The following is a 22,441-nucleotide window of genomic DNA, read 5'->3' on the forward strand; positions in this document are numbered from 1 at the left end:
GCAGACTTTTACGCCACAAGGCCGAGGTCAGCCAACGTATAGGCCGCCCGGTACGGCAATCCGGCGGCTCGCACCGCGTCGCCGGCGCCTCGATCAACAATAACCGCCACGCCCACGACTTCGGCTCCGGCCTCGCGAAGAGCCTCCACGGCGGTCAACACACTTCCGCCCGTTGTGGACGTGTCCTCCACCGCCAACACCCGGCGGCCGGCCACCTCCGGTCCCTCGATCCGTCGCTGCAGACCGTGGGCCTTGCCCGCCTTTCGCACCACAAAGGCGTCCAGGGCACGGCCGGTTCCAGCGGCGGCGTGCAGCATCGAGAGCGCGACAGGGTCCGCGCCCAGGGTGAGGCCACCGACCGCGTCGTACTCCCAGTCGGCGGTGAGGTCGAGCAGCGCCTTACCGACCAACGGAGCGGCCTGGTGATGGAGCGTGACGCGTCGCAGATCGACGTACCAGTCGGCCTCACGCCCCGATGACAACGTGACCCGTCCGTGGACCACAGCCAGGTCGGTAATGAATTTGCGCAGGTCGTCGTGGTCCCCCATGGCGATAGAGGTTACTGCGCAACTCTGAACGCCGTGTGGACGGGCCTGCCGAATCGGGGCGGTGAGACACCGATGAATGGCGATGTCCGACTACGCTCAGCGACCGGTTCGGTCGCGGTGCGCCAACGACCGACGGCGGCGTCTCCGGCGCGACGACGCGCCGGGGGCTCAGCGTTCCTCGCGACCGATCCGGCCGCGGGTGTCGCGCGAGACCACCTCCAGCAGCCGGCGCGGCGCGTGCCGCAGACCGGCGACGACCACCTTGTACTTCCACGCCGGAACACTCACCAACTTGCCTTTGCGCAGGTCACGAAGGGCCTCTCCGACGACGTCCTCGGCTCGCAGCCACATCCAGTTCGGCGTCTTGGACATGTTGATGCCGGCCCGCTCGTGGAATTCGGTACGGGTGTAGCCGGGGCACAGAGCCATCACCCGGACGCCGAAAGGGCGTGCCGACTGGCCCACGGACTCACTGAAATTGGTGACCCACGCCTTGCTGGCCGAGTAGGTCGACCCGGGCATCACCGCGCCGAAACCAGCAACCGAAGAGACATTTATCACTGCCCCGTCGCGCCGTTCGGTCATCGGACGTAACGCCGCCAGTGTCAATCGCATGACGGCGTGCACATTGAGGCGGAGCAGCCGCGCCTCGTCCTCCACTGTGGAGCGCAGGAACGGCTTGTTCAGGCTGATGCCGGCGTTATTGACCAGGAGCTGAACGGGAGTGTCGGACGCCAGCCGCTGTTCGACGGTGGCACAGCCGTCATCGGTGGACAGGTCCGCCGGCAGCGTCTCGACGTCGTGCCCGTGTCGGGCGCCCAACTCCGTGGCCATCGCGGCCAGTCGATCCGCGTCCCGGGCGACCAGCACCAGGTGCCAACCGTCGGCCGCCAGGCGCCGGGCGAACGCCGCACCGATGCCGGAGGTGGCACCGGTGATCAACGCCCGTCGCTCGGCGGTCGTGGATTCGAGCGTCACGGGCGGTCCTCACCTGGGCGGGTACGGGGGCATGGCCGGCGCCTGCGGGGGTTGGTGCGACGCGGGCGGGAACGCGGACGGCGCGGTCGGTGCCGTGCGGCGGTGTCGACCGAACCAGGCGTTCGCCGCCGGCAGGGCCAGCAGCGCGGCTACCACAAGGTAACCGAGGGCCTGCCCGACCGAAAGCCCGGCATTGAGCGGAATCCACCAGGACGGGTACGCGTCCGAGAGCAGACCCAACAGCTCGGCGGTGGCCCGCTCGTCCGCCCCCAGCCGCAGCGGCGCGGCGCGTTCGCCGACGAGCACCGCCACGCTGCAACAGCCCGCGAGCAGGCCGAGCCCGCAGACCGCCCAGATGGCCACCCGTACGCCCCGTCGACCCGTCAACAGTCCGAGGGCCAGGCCGGCGAGCACGAGCGCGGACAGCGCGGCCACCACCGCGGTCAGTGCCGCCGACGCGCGCAGCAGGGTCACCACGTCGTCGATCTGCTGCGGGCTGGCCGAGGTGTTCCGCGCCGCGGCGCGGAACTCGTCCACCGTCCGGCCCAGCACCGCCAGGTCGACGGCGGTGTACGCGAGCGCGCCGACCGCCATCAGCAGCAGCACGGCCGTGGCCACCGGGACCACGGCGGGCCGGCGGGGCGGTGCCGGTTCGGGGTACGACACGACAGATCCCTCCGGTAGGCGTCGGGTTGCAACCTACTCGGAGGGATCGTCGGCGTCGTGCCTATCAGTGGATCAACTCGTCGACGGCGGGGTCGTGCCGGGGCGGTCCGTGGGCGGCGTGTCGTCCGGGCGGTCCGAGCTGGACGGGTTGGCCCGCGGGGTGGTCGGCTGCTCCGGCTCGGACGCCGGGCCGGGCGTCGACGGGTAGGCCGGCTCCCCGCTGGACGGCTGACCGGATGCCTGCGGGTAGCCGGGCTGACCGGGCGCCTGCGGGTAGCCGGGCTGACCGGATGCCTGCGGGTAGGCCGGGTAGCTGGCGCCCGGGGTCGGCGGCTCCCACGCGGCGGCGGGCTTGCGGAAGAACTCGTTCGACTTGGGCAGTGCCAGCAGGATGAGCGCCGCCAGCAGCGCGAGCAGGCTGATCACGCCGAGCAGGAGGCTGACCGGGGTGACCCAGCCGGGCAGCGCCTCGTCGAGGCGACGCCGGATCTCCTCGGCGCTCGGCATGTCGCCGCCGGTGTTCCCACCGGTGTTGAAGCCGCCGGCCGCACCGCTGAGCAGGCTGCCACCCGTGCAGCAGACCATGATGCCGCCGACGATCCAGGTGGTGATCCGGGCACCGTTCTTGCCCTGGTTGTTGAACATGGCCAGCACGCCCAGCACGACCGCCAGCAGGAGCACGAGGATGGCGCTGCCGAGGCCGAAGGCGTAGAAGAAGTTCGCCACCTGATCGGCACCGTCGGCGGTGCTGCCCGCGTACGCGTCGCGGAGCACGTCCCGGGTCTTGCCGATGGTGGAGAGGGTGATGATGAGACTGATCACCTGGCACGCCAGGAAGAGGTAGAGCAGGTAGCTGGAAATCGTCACGGTGGAGGGCCGTTGGCGGGCCGGCGTGCTCGGGGAGTCGACCACGATTCTCCTTTCCTAGATCGGGCCCACACCGTATCGGCAACCGGCCACTCCGGCATGCCGTGACGAAAGCGGCGCGCCCGGCGAGGTCGCTCAGCGCGCGTCGTCGACGGGTCGGATCGCCAGGTCGGCCGGATCGAGCAGGTCACCGCGCGCGACCCGCCAGCCCTCTTCGCCGTACGCCTCGAAGGAGAGCCGGGCACGCCCGCCCGACTCGTAGTCGTGGTAGCGCATCGTCCCCGCCGCCGGCAGGCCGGTCTCCCCGGTGGAGGTGTAGCGCGCCTGCCCGGTCTCGGCCCAGGTGTATCGCCGCCCGCCGAGGTCGATCTCGGGGGCGCCGGGGGTGACTGTCGCGCCGGGCTCGGCGGTCCAGAGCACCAGCTCCAGCTCGGGACCACCGTCACCCTCGACAGAGAGCCGGTGCGGCGTGCCGGAGGCGTCGTCGAGGAGGTGCTGCACCCAGGTCCAGCCCCCCTCGACAAGTCGGATCGTGCCGCTGACGACGTACTCCCGCTGGCGGATCCGCACGCGATCACCCGGGGCCAGCCGGCGGGTCGGCGGGAGGCCGGTGGGCCGGGCCGCGGCCCGCCGCCGGGCGCGCACGACGACCACGAGCACGACCGTCATGAGTACGACAACGGCCCCCACCAGGGACGCCAGCGACCCGTCCACCCGACCACCTCCCCAGGTACGTCGGCGCAGACGGTAACAACCTGGCGCACCGAAATGAGTCGCGTCGTGACCGAAAGCTCAGCCCCCCACGTCGGACCGCCGAACGCGTGGGGGTGCGCGGCGATCGTCAGGCCGCCGCGAGTCGCTGCGTGGCGTAGTCGCCGAGGGTGGAGCGGCCCATGACGCAGCCGACGAAGGTGGTGAACTCGGTGGGATCGTCGCGCAGCGACGTCCAGGTCGCCTGGGCGGCCGCCGGCTCGACTCGTTCCAGCAGCGTCGCCGCGTACGCGCGGCCGGCGGGCGAGCCCTCCGCCACGAGGTGGTCGAGTTGCCGACGTACCTCCTCGGGGTGCTCGTCGAGTGCTGCCTCGACGCGGTGGTACGCCTCGGTCACCGGCAGAACCTCACCGGCGAACCCGACACCGCCGAAGGCCAGCGTGTCGGCGGTCATCAACTCGTCGACCGCAGACCGAAGGTCCCGCTCCCACCTACTCATCCCGAACATGCCCCACTCCTTTCCCCGCCGGCCCGCCTCTCACCCTGTTGATCAAGAGGTTTGCGTCATGGGAAGACGTCCCGATGACGCAAACCTCTTGATCACGGGGCTCAGGCGGGGGTGACCGTCAGGGCGCCTCCGGCAGGGCTCAGATCGACCTTGACCGTGTTGCCGTCCCTGATCGTTCCGCTCAGCAGGGCCTTGGCCAACTGGTCGCCGATGGCGGTCTGCACCAGTCGGCGCAGCGGGCGGGCACCGTAGATCGGGTCGTAGCCGTGCTCGGCCAGCCAGCCCCGCGCCGCCTCGGTGATCTCCAGGCCGAGTCGCCGGTCGGCGAGACGGCGTCGCATCCGGTCGAGCTGGATGTCCACGATGGAGCGCAGATCATCCCCGCGCAACGCCGCGAACACCACGATGTCGTCGAGCCGGTTGAGGAACTCGGGCTTGAAGTGCGACCGGACCACGGCGAGGACGCCCTCGCGGCGCTGCTCCTCGGCCAGCGTCAGGTCGCTGATCACCGACGACCCGAGGTTGGAGGTGAGGATCAGGATGGCGTTGCGGAAGTCGACCGTCCGGCCCTGGCCATCGGTGAGCCGACCGTCGTCCAGCACCTGGAGCAGCACGTCGAAGACGTCCGGGTGCGCCTTCTCCACCTCGTCCAACAGGATCACCGAGTACGGCCGGCGGCGGACGGCCTCGGTGAGCTGGCCACCCTCCTCGTAGCCGACGTAGCCGGGCGGGGCGCCGACGAGGCGGGCGACGGTGTGCTTCTCGCCGTACTCGCTCATGTCGATGCGGACCATGGCCCGCTCGTCGTCGAAGAGGAACCCGGCGAGCGCCTTGGCCAGCTCGGTCTTGCCGACACCGGTCGGGCCGAGGAAGAGGAAGCTACCGGTCGGGCGGTCCGGGTCGGCGACACCGGCCCGGGCCCGGCGTACGGCGTCGGAGACCGCGCCGACGGCCTCGGCCTGGCCGACCACCCGGCTGCCGAGCGACTCCTCCATCCGCAGCAGCTTTGCCGTCTCGCCCTCCAGCAGGCGGCCCGCCGGGATGCCCGTCCAGGAGGCGACGACCGCGGCGATGTCGTCCGAGCCGACCTCCTCCTTGAGCATCGCACCGTCGGCCTGGAGCCGGGCCAGCTCCTCCTCGGCCTGCGTCAGCTCGACCTTCAGGGCCGGGATCCGCCCGTAGCGCAGCTCGGCGGCGCGCTCCAACTCGCCGTCGCGCTCGGCCCGCTCGGCCTCGCCACCCAGGCGCTCCAACTCCTCTTTGGCGGTGGAGAGCTTGGTGATGTGGCTCTTCTCGGTCTGCCAGCGCTCGGAGAGCACGGTGAGCTGCTCGCGCTTGTCGGCCAGCTCCTGGCGCAGCCGCGCCAACCGCTCGGCGGAGGCGGCGTCGGGCTCCTTGGCCAGCGCCATCTCCTCGATCTCCAGCCGGCGCACGGCCCGCTCGATCTCGTCCACCTCGACCGGACGGGAGTCGATCTCCATTCGGAGCCGGGACGCGGACTCGTCGACCAGGTCGATCGCCTTGTCCGGCAGGAACCGGTCGGTGATGTACCGGTCGGAGAGCGTGGCGGCGGCGACCAGCGCGGCGTCGGTGATCCGTACGCCGTGGTGCACCTCGTAGCGTTCCTTGAGCCCGCGCAGGATGCCGATCGTGTCCTCGATCGTCGGCTCGCCGACCAGCACCGGTTGGAAGCGGCGCTCCAACGCCGGGTCCTTCTCGATGTGCTCGCGGTACTCGTCCAGAGTGGTGGCGCCGACCATCCGCAGCTCACCACGGGCCAGCATCGGCTTGAGCATGTTGCCGGCGTCCATCGAGCCCTCGCCCTTGCCGGCGCCGACGACGGTGTGCAGCTCGTCGAGGAACGTGATGACCTGCCCGTTGGAGTTCTTGATCTCCTCCAGGACGGACTTCAGCCGCTCCTCGAACTGGCCCCGGTACTGCGCGCCGGCGACCATCGCGCCGAGATCCAGCGAGACCAGCTTCTTGTCGCGCAGCGACTCGGGCACGTCACCGGCCACGATCCGCTGGGCGAGACCCTCGACGATGGCCGTCTTGCCGACGCCGGGCTCGCCGATCAGCACGGGGTTGTTCTTCGTACGCCGGGAGAGCACCTGGATGACCCGGCGGATCTCGGAGTCCCGGCCGATGACCGGGTCGATCTTGCCGTCGCGGGCGCTCGCGGTGAGGTCGACGCCGTACTTGCTGAGCGCCTGGTAGGTCTGCTCGGGGTCGGCGGTGGTGACCCGCCGGTCCCCGCCCCGGACGGTCGGGAAGGCCGCGATCAGCGCCTCCTCGGTGGCACCGGCCGACTTGAGCGCCGCCGACACGGCACCGCCCACGCGGGAAAGGCCGGCGAGCAGGTGCTCGGTGGAGGTGTACTCGTCACCCAGCGGGCGGGCGATCTGCTCGGCGGCCCCGATGGCGTTGACGAACTCGCGGGCCAGGGTGGGCTCGGCGATGCTGGAGCCCCGCGCGGCCGGCAGGGCGTCGACCGCACGCTCGGTGGCCCGGCGCAGCTCGGCGGGGTCGGCCCCGACGGCGCGCAGCAGACCGGCGGCGGTCGAGCCTTCGGTGTCGAGCAGGGACAGCAGCAGGTGCCAGGGCTCCACGGTCGCGTGGCCACGCTGGTTGGCCAGGGAGACGGCACCGGTGATGGTCTCGCGGGTCTTGGTGGTGAGTTTCTCGGTGTTCATGGGCTCCCCCGGATCGGCGTTGTCCACTGTCTTGGACACAACCAGAGTTGAGCGTATTCCACTCAACCTTAGCGCGTGACGCCCGTCACTCGCGGCGTCGCCACCGCCAGTCGAACTCCCCGGCAGCCGGCGCCGGGCCGGGCAGCTCGCCCGCCTCCGACACCGTCGACAGACCGCCCAGCAACACCGCGAGCTGCCGGCGGCGCAGCTCGCGCGTCCGCTCCCCATCGGGTACGCGAACGGCCGCGCACCCCTCCAACACCAGCCCCAGATCCTGTACGACCACGTCGGCGCGCAGCCGCCCACTGGCGTGCGCCCGATCGACGAGCGCCGAGGCCAGCTCGCCCGCGCGCACCGCGTCCCGACCCATCTCCTCGGTCGGCGTGAAGGTGCCGGCCAGGTGGACCGTGAGCGAGTGCACGTCGGCGTCGACCACCCGGGCCAGGAAACCGGCGAACGCGGCCCAGTCGTCCGGCTCGGCGAGCGCCTCCTCGGCCACCGCGATGTAGCGGCGCAGCCCGTCGTGGCAGAGCTGGCGCAGCAGGGCCTCCTTGCCCGCGTACCGCCGGTAGAGCGCGCTGATCCCGACGCCGGCGCGGTCCGCGACGGCGGCGATCGGTGCCTTCGGGTCGTCCAGGAAGACGGCGCGGGCGGCTTCGAGGATCACCTCGTCGTTACGGGCGGCCTGGGCGCGGCGGCCGGCCAAGGGCTTCGTCGACATGACTCGAGGCTACCACTGGAACGGATCGTTCCGGTCTGCTACCGTGATTGCAGAACGAAGCATTCCGTTCCGAAGGAGCCTGAGATGACCGGCACCGCGATCCGCCCGTTCCGCGCCGAGATCCCGCAGACCGCCCTCGACGACCTGGCCGCCCGCCTGGACCGCACGATCTGGCCCGCCGAGCTGCCCGGCGTCGGCGACGCGTACGGGATGAGCGGCGACCGGGTCCGCGCGCTCGCCGACCGCTGGCGCGACGGATTCGACTGGCGAACCGTCGAGGCTCAGCTCAACGCCCACCCGCAGTTCGTGACCGAGATCGACGGCGAGCAGATCCACTTCCTGCACGTCCGGTCGTCCCGGCCGGACGCCACCGCCCTGGTGCTCACCCACGGCTGGCCGGGCTCGGTGCTCGAATACCTGGACGTCATCGGCCCGCTCACCGAGCCGAGCGACCCGGCCGCGCCGGCCTTCCACGTGGTCATCCCGTCGCTGCCGGGCTTCGGGTTCTCCGGCCCCACCCGCAGCGCCGGCTGGAACCGGCACCGCACGGCCCGCGCCTGGGCCGAGCTGATGAACCGCCTGGGGTACGACAGCTACGGCGCGGTCGGAAACGACGCCGGCTCGATGATCTCGCCCGAGCTGGGCCGGATCGACCGCGAGCACGTGCTCGGCGTGCACGTCACCCAGCTCTTCTCGTTCCCCTCCGGCGACCCGGCCGAGTTCGCGGACCTGTCCGAGGCGGACCAGGCGGCGCTGGGGCACCTCCAGTGGTTCTACGAGAACAAGTTCTCCTTCAACCAGGTGCACAGCCAGCAGCCGCAGACCCTGGCGTACGCGCTGGCCGACTCGCCCGTCGGGCTGCTGGCCTGGAACGCGCAGCTCTTCGACGAGAGCCTGGACGCCGATTTCGTCCTGGCCAACGTGTCCCTCTACTGGTTGACCGGCACAGCCGCCTCGGCGATCCGTTTCTACTGGGAGGACGCGCACGCCGACGAGCAGCCGGCCGAGCCGACCACGGCGCCCACCGCGGTGGCCATGTTCCCCGGTGACTTCCAGTCCATCCGCCGCTTCGCCGATCGGGACCACGCGAACATCGTCCGCTGGACGGCCTACGGGACCGATGTCGAGGGACGCGGTGACGTCGGCGGCCACTACGCCGCCCACCAGGTGACCGACGTCCTGGTCGGCGACATCCGCGAGTTCTTCGCCAGCCTTTGATCGACTCGGTTTCCCGGAAGTTGGGGTGTCCTGGAGGTCCGGACACCCCGACTTGCGTGACGTCGAGTCGATCAGGCTCGACGTCAGGCGTTGTCGAGGGTGATCTTCGTCCAGCGACGCTCGGCCACCCAGCCGACGCCGAGCAGGATCCCACCGTCCCCGCCGATGGCCACGATCGTGCCGTCGGTCAGCACGGACAGGCTGCGGTCGGGGCCGATCGGCCAGGGCAACTCGGTGTAGCGGCCGTCGCCCCCGACAGCCCCTGCGCCCGCCGGGCCGGTCACCGCGAGCAGCCCGCCGCCGATCGGTGCGACGGATTGGATTTGTGGCGGAGCGCCGTCGACACGGATCGGGTCCCACCCTCGGCGCAGTCGCCAGAGCGCCGGGAAGGATCTGCGGTCCGGCCGCTCCCCGACCAGCCAGGCCGTCCCGTCCCGCTCGACCTCGGCGTGCAGGGCACCGATGCGCCCGTCGGGTGCCGGCACCGGGGTCTGCTGCCAGCTCCGCCCCCGGTCGAATGACACAGCCGCGTACAGCTTCCCGTCCTTCTCCCCGGTCGCGACCACCAGCGGGCCGTCACCCGCGTCGACCGCGTTCAATCCGGGTACGCGGGGCTGCGCGGCCAGCGGGCGCAGCCGTTGGCCGTCCCACTCGCCGATCTGATCACCGGCCTCGATCACCTGAAATCGACTTCGGGCACCGACCCACTGCGGCGGCGGCCCGTTCAGCGCGTACGTGAACGAGGTGCCGCCGTCGGTCGAGGTCCACCAGCCGTGCGGCTCACTCCACAGCGTCAGAACCCCCGGCGCGGCGTAGAGCTGGTGGTTCTCCGCCGCCGGGTGGGGATGTCGCAACTCCCGCCAGGACCGTCCGCCGTCAAGGGTGGTGAACAGTCGCGCCGGGCAGTCGTCGCCGGGCGGCGGCTCGCCGCAGTTGGCGAAGAGGGCGTAGCCGTGCTCGGCGTCGACGAACTCGACGTACGGCGGGTCGTACCGCTGGGGAACGGCGACCCGGACGCGGCGCTCCTGCGCGACGGTGGCCGTTGGAGACGGCGCGGTGGCGGTTGCCCCGGACGACGCGGTCGGCGGCTTACGGCGGACATCGCCGATCGAACACCCAGCCAACAGAGGTACGAGCAGCAGCACCGCTGCCCGCCCAGACATCCATCCGATCATCGGCGTCTCCGAAGCGGTAGCCTTGCCCGGGTGCGAGTACGCGTGGAACAGACTGCCTTACCGGGCATCGGAGTGCGTCACGATCTGGTGACCGAATCCGGCCGGCGGCTCGGCGTGGTTTCCCACCGCAACGGCCGGCGCGATCTTGTCCTCTACGACCCCGACGATCCCGACGCCTGCCAGGCGGACATTCCGCTGACGGACGACGAGGCGGAGGCGCTGGCCGACATCCTCGGCGCGTCGCTCATGCTCGGTCAGCTCTCCGGGCTGCGCGAGCAGGCCGCCGGGCTGCTCACCGAGCAGATCGCCATCCCGGCGGGGTCGCGGTACGTCAACCGTCCGCTCGCGGACACCAAGGCGCGTACCCGCACCAGCGCCTCCATCGTGGCGGTGCTGCGTGACGGCGAGGTCATCGTCTCGCCGCTCCCCTCGTTCCGCTTCGCCGCCGGTGACGTGGTGGTCGTCGTCGGGACCCGCAGAGGTCTCGACGGTGTGTCCGCCATCCTCGCCGACAGTGACCCGGACGGCTGAGGCGGATGCACGATTTCACCACGCTGCTCATCGAAGTCGGTGCGCTCCTGCTGCTGCTCGGGCTCCTGAGCCGGCTCAGTCGTCGCTTCGGCCTCTCTCCCATCCCCCTCTACCTGCTCGCCGGGCTCGCGTTCGGGCACGGCGGGCTGTTGCCGCTGGACGCCAGCGAGGAGTTCTTCGCGGTCGGCGCCGAGATCGGCGTGATCCTCCTGCTGGTGATGCTCGGCCTGGAGTACTCGGCCAACGAGCTCGTCGGCAACCTGCGCTCGGCGGCACCCGCCGGTCTGATCGACGGAGTGCTCAACGCGCTGCCCGGCGCGGGGTTCGCTCTGCTGCTTGGCTGGGACTGGGTGGCCGCCCTCGTACTCGGCGGCATCACCTGGGTCTCCTCGTCCGGTGTGATCGCCAAGGTCCTCGCCGACCTGGGTCGGCTCGGTAACCGCGAGACTCCCGTGATCCTCTCGGTGCTCGTCATCGAGGACCTGGCGATGGCGCTCTACCTGCCGCTGGTCACCGCCGTACTGGCCGGCACCGGCCTGCTCGGCGGCGGGATCGCGCTCACCGTCGCGGTGGGCACGGTGCTGATCGTGCTGGTGGTCGCCATCCGGTACGGCCATCTGATCTCGTCCGCCCTGTCGGCGAAGGACCCGGAGGCGCTGCTGCTCGGCGTACTCGGCCTGACATTGCTGATCGCGGGCATCGCGGCGTCGCTCCAGGTGTCGGCGGCCGTCGGCGCGTTCCTGGTCGGCATCGCCCTCTCCGGCCCGGTGGCCCACCACGCCACCGAGCTGCTCTCCCCACTGCGGGACCTGTTCGCGGCCGTGTTCTTCGTGTTCTTCGGCCTGACCACCAGCCCGCAGGACATCCCGCCGGTGCTGCTGCCGGCGCTCGCGCTGGCCGTGGTCACCATGGGCACGAAGACGCTCACCGGCTACCTGGCGGCCCGCCGGGTCGGCATCGCCGAACCCGGTCGCTGGCGGGCCGGTCTGGCGCTCGTACCCCGGGGTGAGTTCTCCATCGTCATCGCCGGCCTCGCGGTCGCGGCCGGCAGCGTCGAGCCACGGTTGGCCGCGCTCGCCGCGACGTACGTCCTCATCACCGTGGTGACCGGACCGATCCTGGCCCGGCTGCCCGACTTCCCGTGGTTCAAGCGGTGGTTGCGCAACCGAGCCCTGGCCCAGCGGCAACAACCGGTTCCCGTCCACGACTGACGTCGGCCGCCGCTGGCGTACCTCACGAGGTACGACAGCGGCGCTGGCCAGGGCACCCGAACGGCCGTTCGGGCCGGGCCGGCCAACGGTTGCCGAATTGCGCCTTACGGGTACTACCGCAGTAACCGACGGCGGGTTACCGTTTCGCCCCAGCAGCCAGGGTCCGCAGGCAGCGTTGCCACCCGCGGGCGAGAGCGGAAGGTTGGCCGGTGAGCGTGCAGGAGTCGACGTTCCACGGCTTCGCGAACCCCGTCGATCCGAGCCCGGCGGAGTTGCGAGCTTGGGCGTACCAACCGGATTCGGTGCCGTTGGCGTCCATGCCGCCCGACTGGGACCTCCTGGTCTCGGGTGACCGGCTGGTGTTGACGCTCTTCGAGCTGGCCATGGATCCGACGTGCCCGGCCCGGCGCTTCGCGCTGCACTGCCTCTACATCTACGCCGCCGACGGCATCCGGACGAACTTCCGGGCCCATCCCAAGCGCCGTTTCCGCAAGCTCGTGGAGCAGGCCGAGCGCGACGGCGACGAGCTGATGAGGATCTGGGCGCACAACGGCCGGGTACTGCTGGCCCGGCCGGATCTCTTCGTCTACCGGGACTGGTGCGAGGGCGGCCTGGTCCGCGAGAACCGCCGCCTCGGCTGAGCCCTCGCCCCTTCATTGCGCCGATCTTGCACTTTCTGTGCCGACTACTACGCAAAGCGGGATCTTTCACCGACCGAAAGTGCAAGATCGGCGGGGTAGGAGCGGCGCGGGGTAGGGGCGGCGCGTCCCGGCCCGCACGGCACGACGAACGGGCCGGGACCCCCCGTGGGTCCCGGCCCGTACGTTGGTCGCCGGTCAGTCGCGCTTGCGGTCCGGTTCTGGTCGGGTCGGCTCGCCCTGCTCGGCGAATCGCCCCTCCTTGATCCGGTCGCGGAACGTTCCCTCGGTGACCTTGTCGAACTTCTCGCGGACGGTGTCGGCCAAGCCTTCCAACCGCTCCTCCGTCTGCTGAGCGACCTTCTTCGCCGGCTCCGCCATCGCTCCCCCTCGCCATGCCGGTAGGCCCGAATTAAGCCGTTTGGACCCCTTATCGACAGGTTAACGGAAACGGCCCGGTCCGCGCCGGGAAATCAGAGCGCGGGCCGGGCCGAGGAAGCGGTACGTGGGTCAGCGGTCGGTGTTGCGGCGGGGACGCCAGACCACCAACGCGGTGGACGTGCGGTTGGTCGGCACCAGATCCCGACCCGGAAAGCGCGCCAGCGACTCGAGCTCGGCCACCCGGCGGTAGGCGGCGTCCAACTCCGCCTCCAACCGCGCGACCCGCTGCTGCGCCTGCTCCAGCAGCCGCTCCAAGCCGATGATCCGCTTGACGCCGGCGAGGTTGATCCCGTCGTCCTGACTGAGCCGCTGCACCTCACGCAGCAGCACCACGTCCCGGACGCTGTAGCGACGACCACCGCCAGCCGCCCGGCCAGGCTGCACCAGCCCCAGCCGGTCGTACTGGCGCAGAGTCTGCGGATGCATCCCCGCCATCCGCGCCGCCACCGAGATCATGAGCACCTTGGCCTCGTAGGCAGGGTCACCCGAACCGAGGAACTCGCCCGACATCCCGCTCACCTCCGCGTCCATCCCACCGGACTATCCGACCCGACGCACTCGCGCGTCGAGATGTTCCCGCGCCGCCGGAGGACTCTGCTCGGCGAACGCCTCCAGCGCGGCCCGCGCCTCGTCCGTCAGTCGGGCGGGCACCACCACGTCCAGGGTGACCAGCAGATCGCCGGCCTGCCCGTCGCGGCGGACCACGCCCTTGCCCCGGGCCCGCAGCACGCGCCCGCTGGGCGTGCCCGGCGGCACCCGCAGCGTCACCGCGCCGTCGAGCGTGGGCACCCGCAGGTCCGTGCCGAGCACGGCCTCCGGGAAGGTCACCGGCACCGTCAACGTCAGGTCGTCTCCGGTACGCCCGAACAACTCGTCCGGTCGAACCTTCACGTGCACGAAAAGGTCGCCGGCCGGGCCACCACGCTCGCCCGGCTCACCGCGCCCGGCCAGCCGGATGCGTTGGCCGTCGGCCACCCCGGCCGGGAAGCGCACGTTCATCGTGCGGGTCTTGGTGACCCCGCCGCTGCCGTGGCACTCCGGGCACTTCTCCTCCACCACGGTCCCGACGCCCTGGCAGTTGCCGCACGGCTCGGAGAAGCTGAAGGACCCCTGGTTGCGGGTCGTCACCCCGGCCCCGTGGCAGACCGGGCAGGTACGCGGTTGGGTGCCGGGCTTGGCGCCGCTGCCGTGACAGGTGTCGCAGACACCGGGAGCGCGCAACGTCAGCGGCAGGGTCACCCCGCGCACCGCGTCGCCGAAGTCGAGCGCCACCTCGGTCTCGACGTCCCGGCCCCGGGCCGGACCACGCGCCGCGGCCTGCCCACCGGCCTGCCCGCCCGAAAAGATCGAGCTGAACAGGTCCTGGAAACCGGCGCCACCACCGAAACGGCGATCGGCGCCGCCCGCTCCGCCGCCGAACAGGTCGGAGACGTCGAACGGCATCCCGCCCGGCTGGCCGCCGGCGCGGGCGTTGCGCCGGAACGCGCCCGAACCGAACAGCGACCGCATCTCGTCGTACTCCCGGCGACGGCCGGCGTCCGACAGCACGTTGTACGCCTCGGAGACGGCCTTGAACCGCTCCTCGGCCTTCGGGTCGCCCGGATTGTGATCCGGGTGCGATTCCCGGGCCAGCTTGCGGTACGTCTTCTTGATGTCATCCGCGGAGGCGGCCTTGTCCACGCCGAGCACGGCGTAGAAGTCCTTCTCGAGCCAGTCCTTCGAACTCACCGGTCCACCCCCTTCCGACCGTCGTGGCCCGGCCGTCCCGCCCACCGCAGCGCGGGGGACGGGACGGCCCGGTCACCGTCTCGCACTATTCCGGATCCGCGACCGCGACCAGCGCGGGGCGCAGCAGCCGCTCACCGAGCTGGTAGCCGCGCCGCATGACCTGCACGCAGGTCGGCTCGCTGACCTCGGCCGAGGTCTGGTGCGCGACGGCCTCGTGCCGGGTCGGGTCGAACGGGTCGCCCTGCTCGCCGAAGGCGGTCAGGCCGAACTTGCCCAGCGCGGCGGTGAGCTGGTCCGCCACCGTTCCGAACGGTCCGACCAGGTCGCCGTGTTCCCGTGCCCGGTCCAGGTCGTCGAGGATCGGCAGCAGCGCGGCCAGCACCGAGCCGGTCGCCTGCTCCTGCACCAGGGCACGGTCGCGGTCGACCCGCTTGCGGTAGTTGGCGTACTCCGCCGACACCCGCTGCAGGTCCCTGGTCCGCTCGTCGAGGTCGGCGCGGAGCGCCTCCAGCTCGGCGCCGAGCGTGGTCCCCGTGCCGCCGCCGTCCACCGGCTGCGCCGGGGCGTCCACCACCGGCGGACCGGAGGGTTCCGGCCCGTCGGTGGCGTTGACCTCGACCTCGATCTCGTCGACCACGACCTCGGCGTCCTCGACCAGACCCTCGGCCGGGGCGCCGGTCTCCGCGTCGGCGGCGGTGCCCTCCGGCTCCGTCGCGTCACTGAGCTTGCGGTTGTTGCGGATGACGACCCGCTCCTCGGCGCCGGTGGTCGACTCCGTGGGCGCGGAGCCACCCGGCGTCGACCCGGTGTCGTCCGAGTCGGCGGCTCGTGGCTTCTGCGTCATGGGGCTACCTCATCCCTTCGCCGTGGATACGTGTCGGAGGTGGGCAGTCACTTCTTGCCGTCCTCGTCCACGATCTCCGCGTCGACCACGTCGTCCGCACCGCCGGCCTGCGCGCCACCCGGCGCACCGGTCGCACCGGTCGCACCCGGGCCGGCCTCGCCGCCGGGCTGACCCTGCTCAGCCTGCTGCGCGTAGAGCAGCGAGCCGGCCTGCTGGGAGACCTGCGCCAGCTTCTCGTGCGCCGACTTGATCTTCTCGATGTCCTGGCCGCCCAGGGCGCCCCGCAGCTCGCCGAGCGCCTCGTTGAGCTGCTCGCGGTTCTCGCTGGGCAGCTTGTCACCGCTCTCGGCGAGGAACTTCTCGGTCTGCCACTGCAGCGCCTCGGCCACGTTGCGGGTCTCGGCGTCGTCGCGGCGGCGCTTGTCCTCCTCCGCGTGCTCCTCGGCGTCGCGGCGCATGCGCTCGATGTCGTCCTTCGGCAGCGAGGAGCCACCGGTGATCGTCATCTTCTGTTCCTTGCCGGTGCCCAGGTCCTTGGCGTGCACGTTGACGATGCCGTTGGCGTCGATGTCGAAGGCGACCTCGATCTGCGGCACGCCGCGCGGCGCCGGCGGGAGGCCGGTCAGCTCGAAGGTGCCGAGCTTCTTGTTGTAGGCCGCGATCTCCCGCTCACCCTGGAACACCTGGATCAGCACCGACGGCTGGTTGTCGTCCGCGGTGGTGAACACCTCGGAGCGCTTGGTCGGGATGGTGGTGTTGCGCTCGATGAGCTTGGTGAAGATGCCGCCCTTGGTCTCGATGCCCAGGCTCAGCGGGGTCACGTCGAGCAGCAGGACGTCCTTGACCTCACCCTTGAGCACACCGGCCTGCAGGGCGGCGCCGACGGCGACGACCTCGTCCGGGTTGACGCCCTTGTTGGGGTCGCGGCCGGTGAGCTGCTTGACCAGGTCGGTCACGGCGGGCATCCGGGTCGAACCACCGACGAGGATGACGTGCTCGACGTCCGAGATCTTGATCCCGGCGTCCTTCACGGCCTGCTCGAACGGACCCTTGCAGCGGTCCAGCAGGTCCTGCGTCATCCGCTGGAACTCGGCGCGGCTGAGCGTCACGTCGAGGTGCAGCGGGCCGGCGGAGCCGGCGGTGATGTACGGCAGGTTGATGTTGGTGGTGGTGGCGGCGGACAGCTCGATCTTGGCCTTCTCGGCAGCCTCACGGAGGCGCTGGAGGGCCATCTTGTCCTGACCGAGGTCGATGCCGTGCTCACCGCGGAACGTCTTGACCAGGTGGTCGATGATCCGCTGGTCCCAGTCGTCGCCACCGAGGTGGTTGTCACCGCTGGTCGACTTGACCTCGATGACGCCCTCGGCCAGCTCCAGCAGCGACACGTCGAAGGTGCCGCCACCGAGGTCGAAGACCAGGACGGTCTGCTCCTTGGAGCCCTTGTCCAGGCCGTACGCCAGGGCGGCCGCGGTCGGCTCGTTGACGATCCGCAGCACGTTGAAGCCGGCGATCTCACCGGCCTCCTTGGTGGCCTGCCGCTGGCTGTCGTTGAAGTAGGCCGGGACGGTGATCACCGCGTCGGTGATCTGCTCGCCCAGGTACGCCTCGGCGTCCCGCTTGAGCTTCATCAGGGTCCGGGCCGAGATCTCCTGCGGGGTGTACTTCTTGCCGTCGATGTCGACGGACCAGTTCGTGCCGACCTCACGCTTGACCGAACGGATCGTCCGGTCCGGGTTGGTCACCGCCTGGCGCTTCGCGACCTCACCGACGAGCACCTCGCCGTTGCGGGCGAACGCGACGATCGACGGGGTCGTCCGCGAGCCCTCAGCGTTGGCGATGACGGTGGGCTCACCGCCCTCGAGAACGCTGACGCAGGAGTTCGTCGTGCCGAGGTCGATACCGACCGCACGTGCCATCTTCGCTTCCTCGCTTCGTAAGGTTGTGCAGGTGACGGGCACCGCCCGCGACTGCTCGGCGGGCGCCGCCCGCAGCGGGCCCCACCACAAGTTGAGTGAACTTGACTCAATAGTGCCACGCGCCCGCGAATCGTCAAGTCGAGTTGAGCCGACCCGACGCAACCCAGACGTTATTACCGTCCGGTTGTCTTCCCTTGCATCGGTCGGGCACGCTTTAGCGGTGACGACGCACGGCGACTCCGCCACCCGTTCCGGCGCGCCCGCCGTCGCCGCCCGCACCGTCCCTCCGGACGCCGCGGAGGAGCCGTCCGTCACGACCGGGGACGCCAGCCTCCCCGGCGCGCTGTCGGGCCTGAGGGCCGCGATCGGCGCCACCCACTATCCGCTCGCCCTGCCCTCCGCCAGCTCCGCCCGGCAGGCCGCCCACGCCCTCACCGACCAACTCGACGACTACCTGCTACCCCGACTGGCCCGGCTGGACGCCCCGCTGCTCGTGGTCGTCGGCGGCTCCACCGGCGCGGGCAAGTCGACCCTGGTCAACAGCCTGGTCAAGGCCCGCGTCAGCGCCGCGGGGGTGCTGCGACCCACCACCCGCTCCCCGGTGCTGGTGTGCAACCCGGCCGACGCGACCTGGTTCCGGCAGGGCGACCTGCTGCCCGGGTTGACGCGTACGACGGAGCCGAGCGACGACCCGCGCTCCCTGCACCTGGTGACCGCTCCGGCCCTCCCCCCGGGCCTCGCGTTCCTCGACGCGCCGGACATCGACTCGGTGGTCGACGCCAATCGCGCGCTCGCGAGCCAACTGCTCGCCGCCGCCGACCTCTGGCTCTTCGTCACCACCGCCGCCCGGTACGCCGACGCGGTGCCGTGGGAGCTGCTCCGGAGCGCACGCGCCCGGGGAGCCGTGATCGCCATGGTGCTCGACCGCGTACCCGCCGAGGCCAGCGACGAGATCGCCGCGCACCTCGCCGAGATGCTCGCCGCCCAGGACCTCGACCGCGCTCCGCTGTTCGTGCTGCCGGAGACCTGGGTCGACGGTCAGGGGCTGCTGCCCGAGGGGGTCACCGCGCCACTGGCCGAGTGGTTCGCCCGACTGGCCGCCGACGCCGACGCCCGCGCCGCGGTGGTCCGGCAGACGCTGGACGGCGCGCTGGCCGCCCTGCACCCCGCCGTCGAGGAGCTGGCCGACGCCGCCGACGAGCAGGTCGCCGCCGCCGACGCGCTGGACGAGAGGGTACGGGCGGCGTACCGCGCCGCCGAGCGGACCGTCGAGCAGGGCCTGCGAGACGGTCGGCTGCTCCGCGGCGAGGTCCTGGCCCGCTGGCAGGAGTTCGTCGGCACGGGCGAGTTCTTCCGCACGCTGGAGGCCCGCATCGGGCGCCTCCGGGACCGGCTGGTGGCCGCCGTCACCGGCCGCCCCGCGCCCGCCGCCGAGCTGCGCAACGCCATCGAGTCGCAGCTCGTCACCCTGCTGCGCGGGGTGGCGTCCGAGGCCGCCGAATCCGCGTACACCGGGTGGAAGGCGCACCCGGCCGGCGCGGATCTGCTCGACCCGGCGCTCGCCCACCCCAGCGGCGACCTGCCCGAACGCGCCGAGCGGATGGTCCGGGACTGGCAGCGCGGGGTGCTGGAGCTGGTCCGCGTCGAGGGCGGCGACAAGCGCTTCGTGGCCCGGACGGCCGCATACGCGGTGAACGCCACCGGGCTGGCCGTGATGATCGCCGTGTTCGCCTCGACCGCGTTCATCCCCACCGGGTTGGAGGTGGCGACGGGGGCCGGCACGACGGTCGCCGCGCAGGCCGTACTCCAGGCGATCTTCGGCGACCAGGCGGTGCGTACCCTCGCCGCCAAGGCCCGGGTCGACCTCCTCGCGCGGGTGCGGACGCTGCTGGACGCGGAGGCAGACCGCTTCCTCACCCGCACCGCCGACGCCCGGCCCGCCGAGGCGGCCGGCGAGACACTGCGCCAGGCTGCCGGGCGGGTCGAGCTGGCCCGGCACCGCAGCGGCCTCGCCGACCACGACGGCACCGTGCCGGCCGGTGACGAGGAGGGTTCGCGATGAGCAACCTCGCCGGCCGGGTACGCGAAGCCTTCCGTGGCGACCAGCGGATCGACCCGGACGACCTGATCGCCCGCCTGGACGCCGTACGCCGCCTCCTGACCGCCGTCGACGGCCTGCTGCCCGACGCCGAACTGGTGCCCGCGCACACCCTGGTCGAACGGGCCGGCACCCGGCTCGCGCTGTCCCGCGACCACACCGTCGTCGCCCTCGCCGGCGCGACCGGGAGCGGCAAGTCCAGCCTGTTCAACGCGCTGGCCCAGCTCGAACTCTCACCGGTCGGCGTCCGCCGACCCACCACCGGCGTGACGCACGCGTGCGTGTGGGGGCCACTGGAGGACGCCAACCGGCTGCTCGACTGGATCGGGGTGCTGCCCCGGCACCGCTTCGTCCGCGAGAGCGCGCTCGACGGCGACGACGAGACGCCCCTGCACGGCCTGATCCTGCTCGACCTGCCCGACTTCGACTCGGTGCAGCGGTCCCACCGCCTCGAGGTGGACCGGTTGCTCGGCCTGGTCGACCAGGTGGTCTGGGTGGTCGACCCGCAGAAGTACGCCGACCGGATCATCCACGACAGCTACCTGCGCGAGTTCCACCGGCACCGGGACGTCACCCTGGTCGTGCTCAACCAGGCCGACCGGCTGCCCGCGGCCGAGCTGCCCCGCGTCCTGGACGACCTGCGCCGACTGCTCGACTCCGACGGGCTGACCGGCGTACCCCTGCTCGCCACCACCGCCATCGACCCGGCCGGGATGGTCGGGCTGCGCAGCGCGTTGGAGCGTACGGTCGCCGAGCGGCAGGCCGCCCTGCGTCGACTGGCCGGCGACGTCGACACCGTGGTCGCCGGGCTGGACGAGATGATCGGCTCGGCCCGGCCGCGGGGCGGCCCGGACGACGCGACCGTCGCCGGGTTGAACCGGGCACTGGCCGGCGCCGCCGGAGTACCGGCGGTGAGCGAGGCGGTGGAGCGGGCGTACCGACATCGGGCCGGCGCGGCCACCGGCTGGCCGGTGGTCCGGGGCTGGCGGCGGCTGCGGCCCGACCCGCTGCGCCGGCTGCACCTGCCCGGCCCGGCCGGCGCGGACGCCGACCCCGCCGAGAGCCTGGTGGCGGCGACCTCGGTGCCCGATCCGACGGCCGCCCAGCGGTCGTCGCTCGGTCTGGCGATCCGTGCGGTGGCCGACCGGGCCGGCGGCGACCTGCCCGCCGCCTGGCCGACGGCGGTGACCTCCGCGGCCCGGTCCCGCCTCGACGACCTGCCGGACGCGCTGGACCGCGCGATCGCCGGCACGGACCTCGGCCTCGACCACCAGCCGGTGTGGTGGCGGGTCGTCGGTGGCGTGCAGTGGCTGGTCACCCTGGCCGCCGTGGTCGGCCTGGGCTGGCTGGCGCTCGGCTACGCGCTGCGGGCGCTCGGCCTTCCCGCGCTGGACAACCCCATGGTCGGGCAGGTGCCGATGCCGACCGTGCTGCTGCTCGGTGGCCTGCTGGCCGGGCTGCTGACGGCGGCGCTGACCCGACCGGTCGTGCGCTGGGCGGCCCAACGGGCGCGGGCCCGCGCCCGGCAGCGGCTGACGGTCCGGGTCGCCGAGGTCGGCGAGGAGTACGTGCTCGCCCCGGTACGGATCGTGCTCACCTCGTACGCGCAGGCGCGCGACGCGCTCGGTGAGGCTGCCCGCCGCTGACGCCTCTGCGTACGCCCCGAGCGGCGTAGGGTCGAAGCATGGCCACGCCTCAGACCCCTTACGACGCGGTGCTGCACGCCGCACGCGACGTGACCAAGCTGGAGTCCGCCCTCGACGCCGAGATGCTCGGCAGCGCGCTGCTGGGCAGTGTCTACGCAATCGCGGAGACCGACCGCGACACCGCCTTGCGGGAGTTCGTCACCGGTTTCCTCGCCGCCACCGCCCGCCGCCGGATCGCGGCGGCGACCACCATCCGCCAGGTCTTCGCCGCGCTCGTCCCGACCGCCCAGGGCGTCGAGCGGGTACGCCCCGGCAGCCAGGCCCCCGCCTGGTCCAGCCAGCTCGGTCGGGTGCACCTCACCGGCAGTTGGGCGTACGGCGACGTCTACGGCGACCAGACCTCCTACCTCGCCACCTTCGCGTACGACGACGCGGCCGGAGGCCCGGAGCACGCGCTGGTGGCCCTCGTCGACCACAACATCGGGATCACCAAGGACATCTTCGTGGGCGGGCCCGCCGAACGGATCCTGGACCAGGTCCGGCAGATGTGCGCGGACGACGAGCTGACCTGGTTCCGCACCGAGGACCCGTCGCGGCTGCGCGGCGAGGTGGCCCGTCACCTCTCGGTCACCGACGACCTGGGCGAGCTGCCCGGCGAGGGCTCGCTCGCCACCGACCGCGCGCTCGTGGGCGCCCGGCTCGCGGTGCTGCCCATGGCCGCCGTGCCGACCGGCCCGGCCGAGGTCGAACCGCTGTCCGCCGCCGAACGCACCGACCTCGTCCGGCGGTTCCTGGCGTCGCCGGAGGCCGCCCGGTTCGGGCTCGACAGCGTCGACGGTCCCGAGCTCGCGTCGCTGCACTTCTGCCTCAGCCTGCTCCTGGACCACTCGGCGTCCTTCCCCGACTCCGACCCGATGCGGTGGAGTCCGGCCGTGTCCGGGCTCTTCCTGCTCGACTGGGTGCACCGCCGTGCCGTGCTCGACATGGACGACGCGGCGATGCTGCCCCGGGTGCTGCGCGCCTGGGCCCGGTACGCGTCACAGCAGCGCGGGCTCCCCGAGGCCGCCGCCGAGCGGACCGACGAGGCGATCGAGGAGATGGTGCCGGAGTTCGCCCGGCTCTACTCGACCGGCGAGCGGCGTAGCCCGGCCACGGCGGCCGTCGCGCAACTCATGGCCGACGGCGTGGATCCGGACGACCCGGCCGCGCTGGACGCCTGGATCGAGGCGAACCGGCACCGACTCGCCGACGACGGCGCCTGACGGCACCCGGGCGGGTGGCAGCACCAGGCCGCCCGCCCGGT

General features: G+C 72.0%; 21 protein-coding genes. 7 read left to right on the forward strand and 14 right to left on the reverse strand.

What is annotated here, in order from left to right; translation table 11 throughout:
* Positions 1-8: 8 nt before the first annotated feature.
* The 8 genes from pyrE to ABZ272_RS04355 form a co-directional block, all read right to left on the reverse strand.
* Positions 9-548, reverse strand: coding sequence for an orotate phosphoribosyltransferase (pyrE, locus tag ABZ272_RS04320; protein ID WP_355048453.1), 540 nt, complete (start codon positions 546-548; stop codon positions 9-11).
* A 168-nt stretch (positions 549-716) separates the two neighbouring features.
* On the reverse strand, positions 717-1,526 hold the full coding sequence (locus ABZ272_RS04325) for an SDR family oxidoreductase (protein WP_355048454.1): 810 nt from the start codon (positions 1,524-1,526) through the stop codon (positions 717-719).
* A gap of 9 nt (positions 1,527-1,535) precedes the next feature.
* A complete protein-coding gene (locus ABZ272_RS04330; protein WP_355048455.1) occupies positions 1,536-2,192 on the reverse strand; it encodes a hypothetical protein in 657 nt (218 codons plus the stop codon).
* 72 nt (positions 2,193-2,264) lie between these two features.
* Positions 2,265-3,104: a hypothetical protein gene (locus ABZ272_RS04335; RefSeq protein ID WP_355048456.1), complete on the reverse strand. Its 840-nt coding sequence runs from the start codon at positions 3,102-3,104 to the stop codon at positions 2,265-2,267.
* Between the two features lie 90 nt (positions 3,105-3,194).
* Entirely contained in the window at positions 3,195-3,773 is a 579-nt protein-coding gene (locus ABZ272_RS04340) for a DUF4178 domain-containing protein (protein ID WP_355048457.1), read from the reverse strand.
* Between the two features lie 127 nt (positions 3,774-3,900).
* Positions 3,901-4,278: a hypothetical protein gene (locus ABZ272_RS04345; RefSeq protein WP_355048458.1), complete on the reverse strand. Its 378-nt coding sequence runs from the start codon at positions 4,276-4,278 to the stop codon at positions 3,901-3,903.
* A 101-nt stretch (positions 4,279-4,379) separates the two neighbouring features.
* Positions 4,380-6,971 carry an ATP-dependent chaperone ClpB gene (gene clpB / locus ABZ272_RS04350; protein ID WP_355048781.1) on the reverse strand — a complete coding sequence of 864 codons (2,592 nt, stop codon included), beginning with the start codon at positions 6,969-6,971 and terminating at the stop codon, positions 4,380-4,382.
* Positions 6,972-7,056: 85 nt separating this feature from the next.
* Entirely contained in the window at positions 7,057-7,692 is a 636-nt protein-coding gene (locus ABZ272_RS04355) for a helix-turn-helix domain-containing protein (RefSeq protein WP_355048459.1), read from the reverse strand.
* A gap of 84 nt (positions 7,693-7,776) precedes the next feature.
* Here ABZ272_RS04355 and ABZ272_RS04360 point away from each other — a divergent pair, with 84 nt between their 5' ends.
* A complete protein-coding gene (locus ABZ272_RS04360; protein ID WP_355048460.1) occupies positions 7,777-8,910 on the forward strand; it encodes an epoxide hydrolase in 1,134 nt (377 codons plus the stop codon).
* Between the two features lie 83 nt (positions 8,911-8,993).
* Here ABZ272_RS04360 and ABZ272_RS04365 read toward each other — a convergent pair whose 3' ends face one another.
* Positions 8,994-10,073, reverse strand: coding sequence for a hypothetical protein (locus tag ABZ272_RS04365; RefSeq protein WP_355048461.1), 1,080 nt, complete (start codon positions 10,071-10,073; stop codon positions 8,994-8,996).
* 42 nt (positions 10,074-10,115) lie between these two features.
* Between ABZ272_RS04365 and ABZ272_RS04370 the strand changes: the two genes are divergently transcribed.
* From ABZ272_RS04370 to ABZ272_RS04380, 3 genes are all read left to right on the forward strand, one after another.
* Positions 10,116-10,616, forward strand: a complete 501-nt coding sequence (locus tag ABZ272_RS04370) for a TrkA C-terminal domain-containing protein (protein WP_355048462.1) — start codon at positions 10,116-10,118, stop codon at positions 10,614-10,616.
* 5 nt (positions 10,617-10,621) lie between these two features.
* Positions 10,622-11,827, forward strand: a complete 1,206-nt coding sequence (locus ABZ272_RS04375) for a cation:proton antiporter (protein ID WP_355048463.1) — start codon at positions 10,622-10,624, stop codon at positions 11,825-11,827.
* Positions 11,828-12,036: 209 nt separating this feature from the next.
* Positions 12,037-12,468 (forward strand): hypothetical protein, encoded by a 432-nt coding sequence (locus ABZ272_RS04380; protein WP_355048464.1) that lies wholly within the window; start codon positions 12,037-12,039, stop codon positions 12,466-12,468.
* 195 nt (positions 12,469-12,663) lie between these two features.
* Here ABZ272_RS04380 and ABZ272_RS04385 read toward each other — a convergent pair whose 3' ends face one another.
* The 5 genes from ABZ272_RS04385 to dnaK form a co-directional block, all read right to left on the reverse strand.
* A complete protein-coding gene (locus ABZ272_RS04385; RefSeq protein WP_355048465.1) occupies positions 12,664-12,846 on the reverse strand; it encodes a hypothetical protein in 183 nt (60 codons plus the stop codon).
* A gap of 129 nt (positions 12,847-12,975) precedes the next feature.
* The gene (locus ABZ272_RS04390; protein ID WP_355048782.1) at positions 12,976-13,416 is read right to left on the reverse strand and encodes a helix-turn-helix transcriptional regulator; all 441 of its coding nucleotides are present in this window, start codon (positions 13,414-13,416) and stop codon (positions 12,976-12,978) included.
* 30 nt (positions 13,417-13,446) lie between these two features.
* Entirely contained in the window at positions 13,447-14,634 is a 1,188-nt protein-coding gene (dnaJ, locus tag ABZ272_RS04395; protein WP_355048466.1) for a molecular chaperone DnaJ, read from the reverse strand.
* A gap of 85 nt (positions 14,635-14,719) precedes the next feature.
* Entirely contained in the window at positions 14,720-15,478 is a 759-nt protein-coding gene (grpE, locus tag ABZ272_RS04400) for a nucleotide exchange factor GrpE (RefSeq protein WP_355048467.1), read from the reverse strand.
* A 47-nt stretch (positions 15,479-15,525) separates the two neighbouring features.
* On the reverse strand, positions 15,526-17,394 hold the full coding sequence (gene dnaK / locus ABZ272_RS04405) for a molecular chaperone DnaK (RefSeq protein ID WP_355048468.1): 1,869 nt from the start codon (positions 17,392-17,394) through the stop codon (positions 15,526-15,528).
* Between the two features lie 220 nt (positions 17,395-17,614).
* On the opposite strand from dnaK, the gene ABZ272_RS04410 reads away from it, so the two are divergent.
* From ABZ272_RS04410 to ABZ272_RS04420, 3 genes are read left to right on the forward strand one after another with little or no spacing between them, the layout of a single operon-like run.
* Positions 17,615-19,456 carry an ABC transporter gene (locus ABZ272_RS04410; RefSeq protein ID WP_355048469.1) on the forward strand — a complete coding sequence of 614 codons (1,842 nt, stop codon included), beginning with the start codon at positions 17,615-17,617 and terminating at the stop codon, positions 19,454-19,456.
* Positions 19,453-21,138, forward strand: a complete 1,686-nt coding sequence (locus tag ABZ272_RS04415; RefSeq protein ID WP_355048470.1) for a GTPase — start codon at positions 19,453-19,455, stop codon at positions 21,136-21,138. Before ABZ272_RS04410 ends, ABZ272_RS04415 begins: the two co-directional genes overlap by 4 nt.
* A 38-nt stretch (positions 21,139-21,176) precedes the next feature.
* Entirely contained in the window at positions 21,177-22,400 is a 1,224-nt protein-coding gene (locus ABZ272_RS04420) for a hypothetical protein (protein WP_355048471.1), read from the forward strand.
* Positions 22,401-22,441: the final 41 nt, after the last annotated feature.

The sequence above is a fragment of the Micromonospora sp. NPDC005979 genome, from assembly GCF_040614415.1.
Classification (GTDB): Bacteria; Actinomycetota; Actinomycetes; order Mycobacteriales; family Micromonosporaceae; genus Micromonospora.

Coding starts and splice junctions, on each gene's coding strand:
- grpE (WP_355048467.1), bottom strand. CDS start 15,478: ATGACGCAGAAGCCACGAGCCGCCGACTCGGACGACACCGGGTCGACG.
- ABZ272_RS04375 (WP_355048463.1), top strand. CDS start 10,622: ATGCACGATTTCACCACGCTGCTCATCGAAGTCGGTGCGCTCCTGCTG.
- ABZ272_RS04355 (WP_355048459.1), bottom strand. CDS start 7,692: ATGTCGACGAAGCCCTTGGCCGGCCGCCGCGCCCAGGCCGCCCGTAAC.
- ABZ272_RS04365 (WP_355048461.1), bottom strand. CDS start 10,073: ATGTCTGGGCGGGCAGCGGTGCTGCTGCTCGTACCTCTGTTGGCTGGG.
- clpB (WP_355048781.1), bottom strand. CDS start 6,971: ATGAACACCGAGAAACTCACCACCAAGACCCGCGAGACCATCACCGGT.
- ABZ272_RS04415 (WP_355048470.1), top strand. CDS start 19,453: ATGAGCAACCTCGCCGGCCGGGTACGCGAAGCCTTCCGTGGCGACCAG.
- dnaK (WP_355048468.1), bottom strand. CDS start 17,394: ATGGCACGTGCGGTCGGTATCGACCTCGGCACGACGAACTCCTGCGTC.
- ABZ272_RS04420 (WP_355048471.1), top strand. CDS start 21,177: ATGGCCACGCCTCAGACCCCTTACGACGCGGTGCTGCACGCCGCACGC.
- pyrE (WP_355048453.1), bottom strand. CDS start 548: ATGGGGGACCACGACGACCTGCGCAAATTCATTACCGACCTGGCTGTG.
- ABZ272_RS04390 (WP_355048782.1), bottom strand. CDS start 13,416: ATGTCGGGCGAGTTCCTCGGTTCGGGTGACCCTGCCTACGAGGCCAAG.
- ABZ272_RS04360 (WP_355048460.1), top strand. CDS start 7,777: ATGACCGGCACCGCGATCCGCCCGTTCCGCGCCGAGATCCCGCAGACC.
- ABZ272_RS04345 (WP_355048458.1), bottom strand. CDS start 4,278: ATGTTCGGGATGAGTAGGTGGGAGCGGGACCTTCGGTCTGCGGTCGAC.
- ABZ272_RS04385 (WP_355048465.1), bottom strand. CDS start 12,846: ATGGCGGAGCCGGCGAAGAAGGTCGCTCAGCAGACGGAGGAGCGGTTG.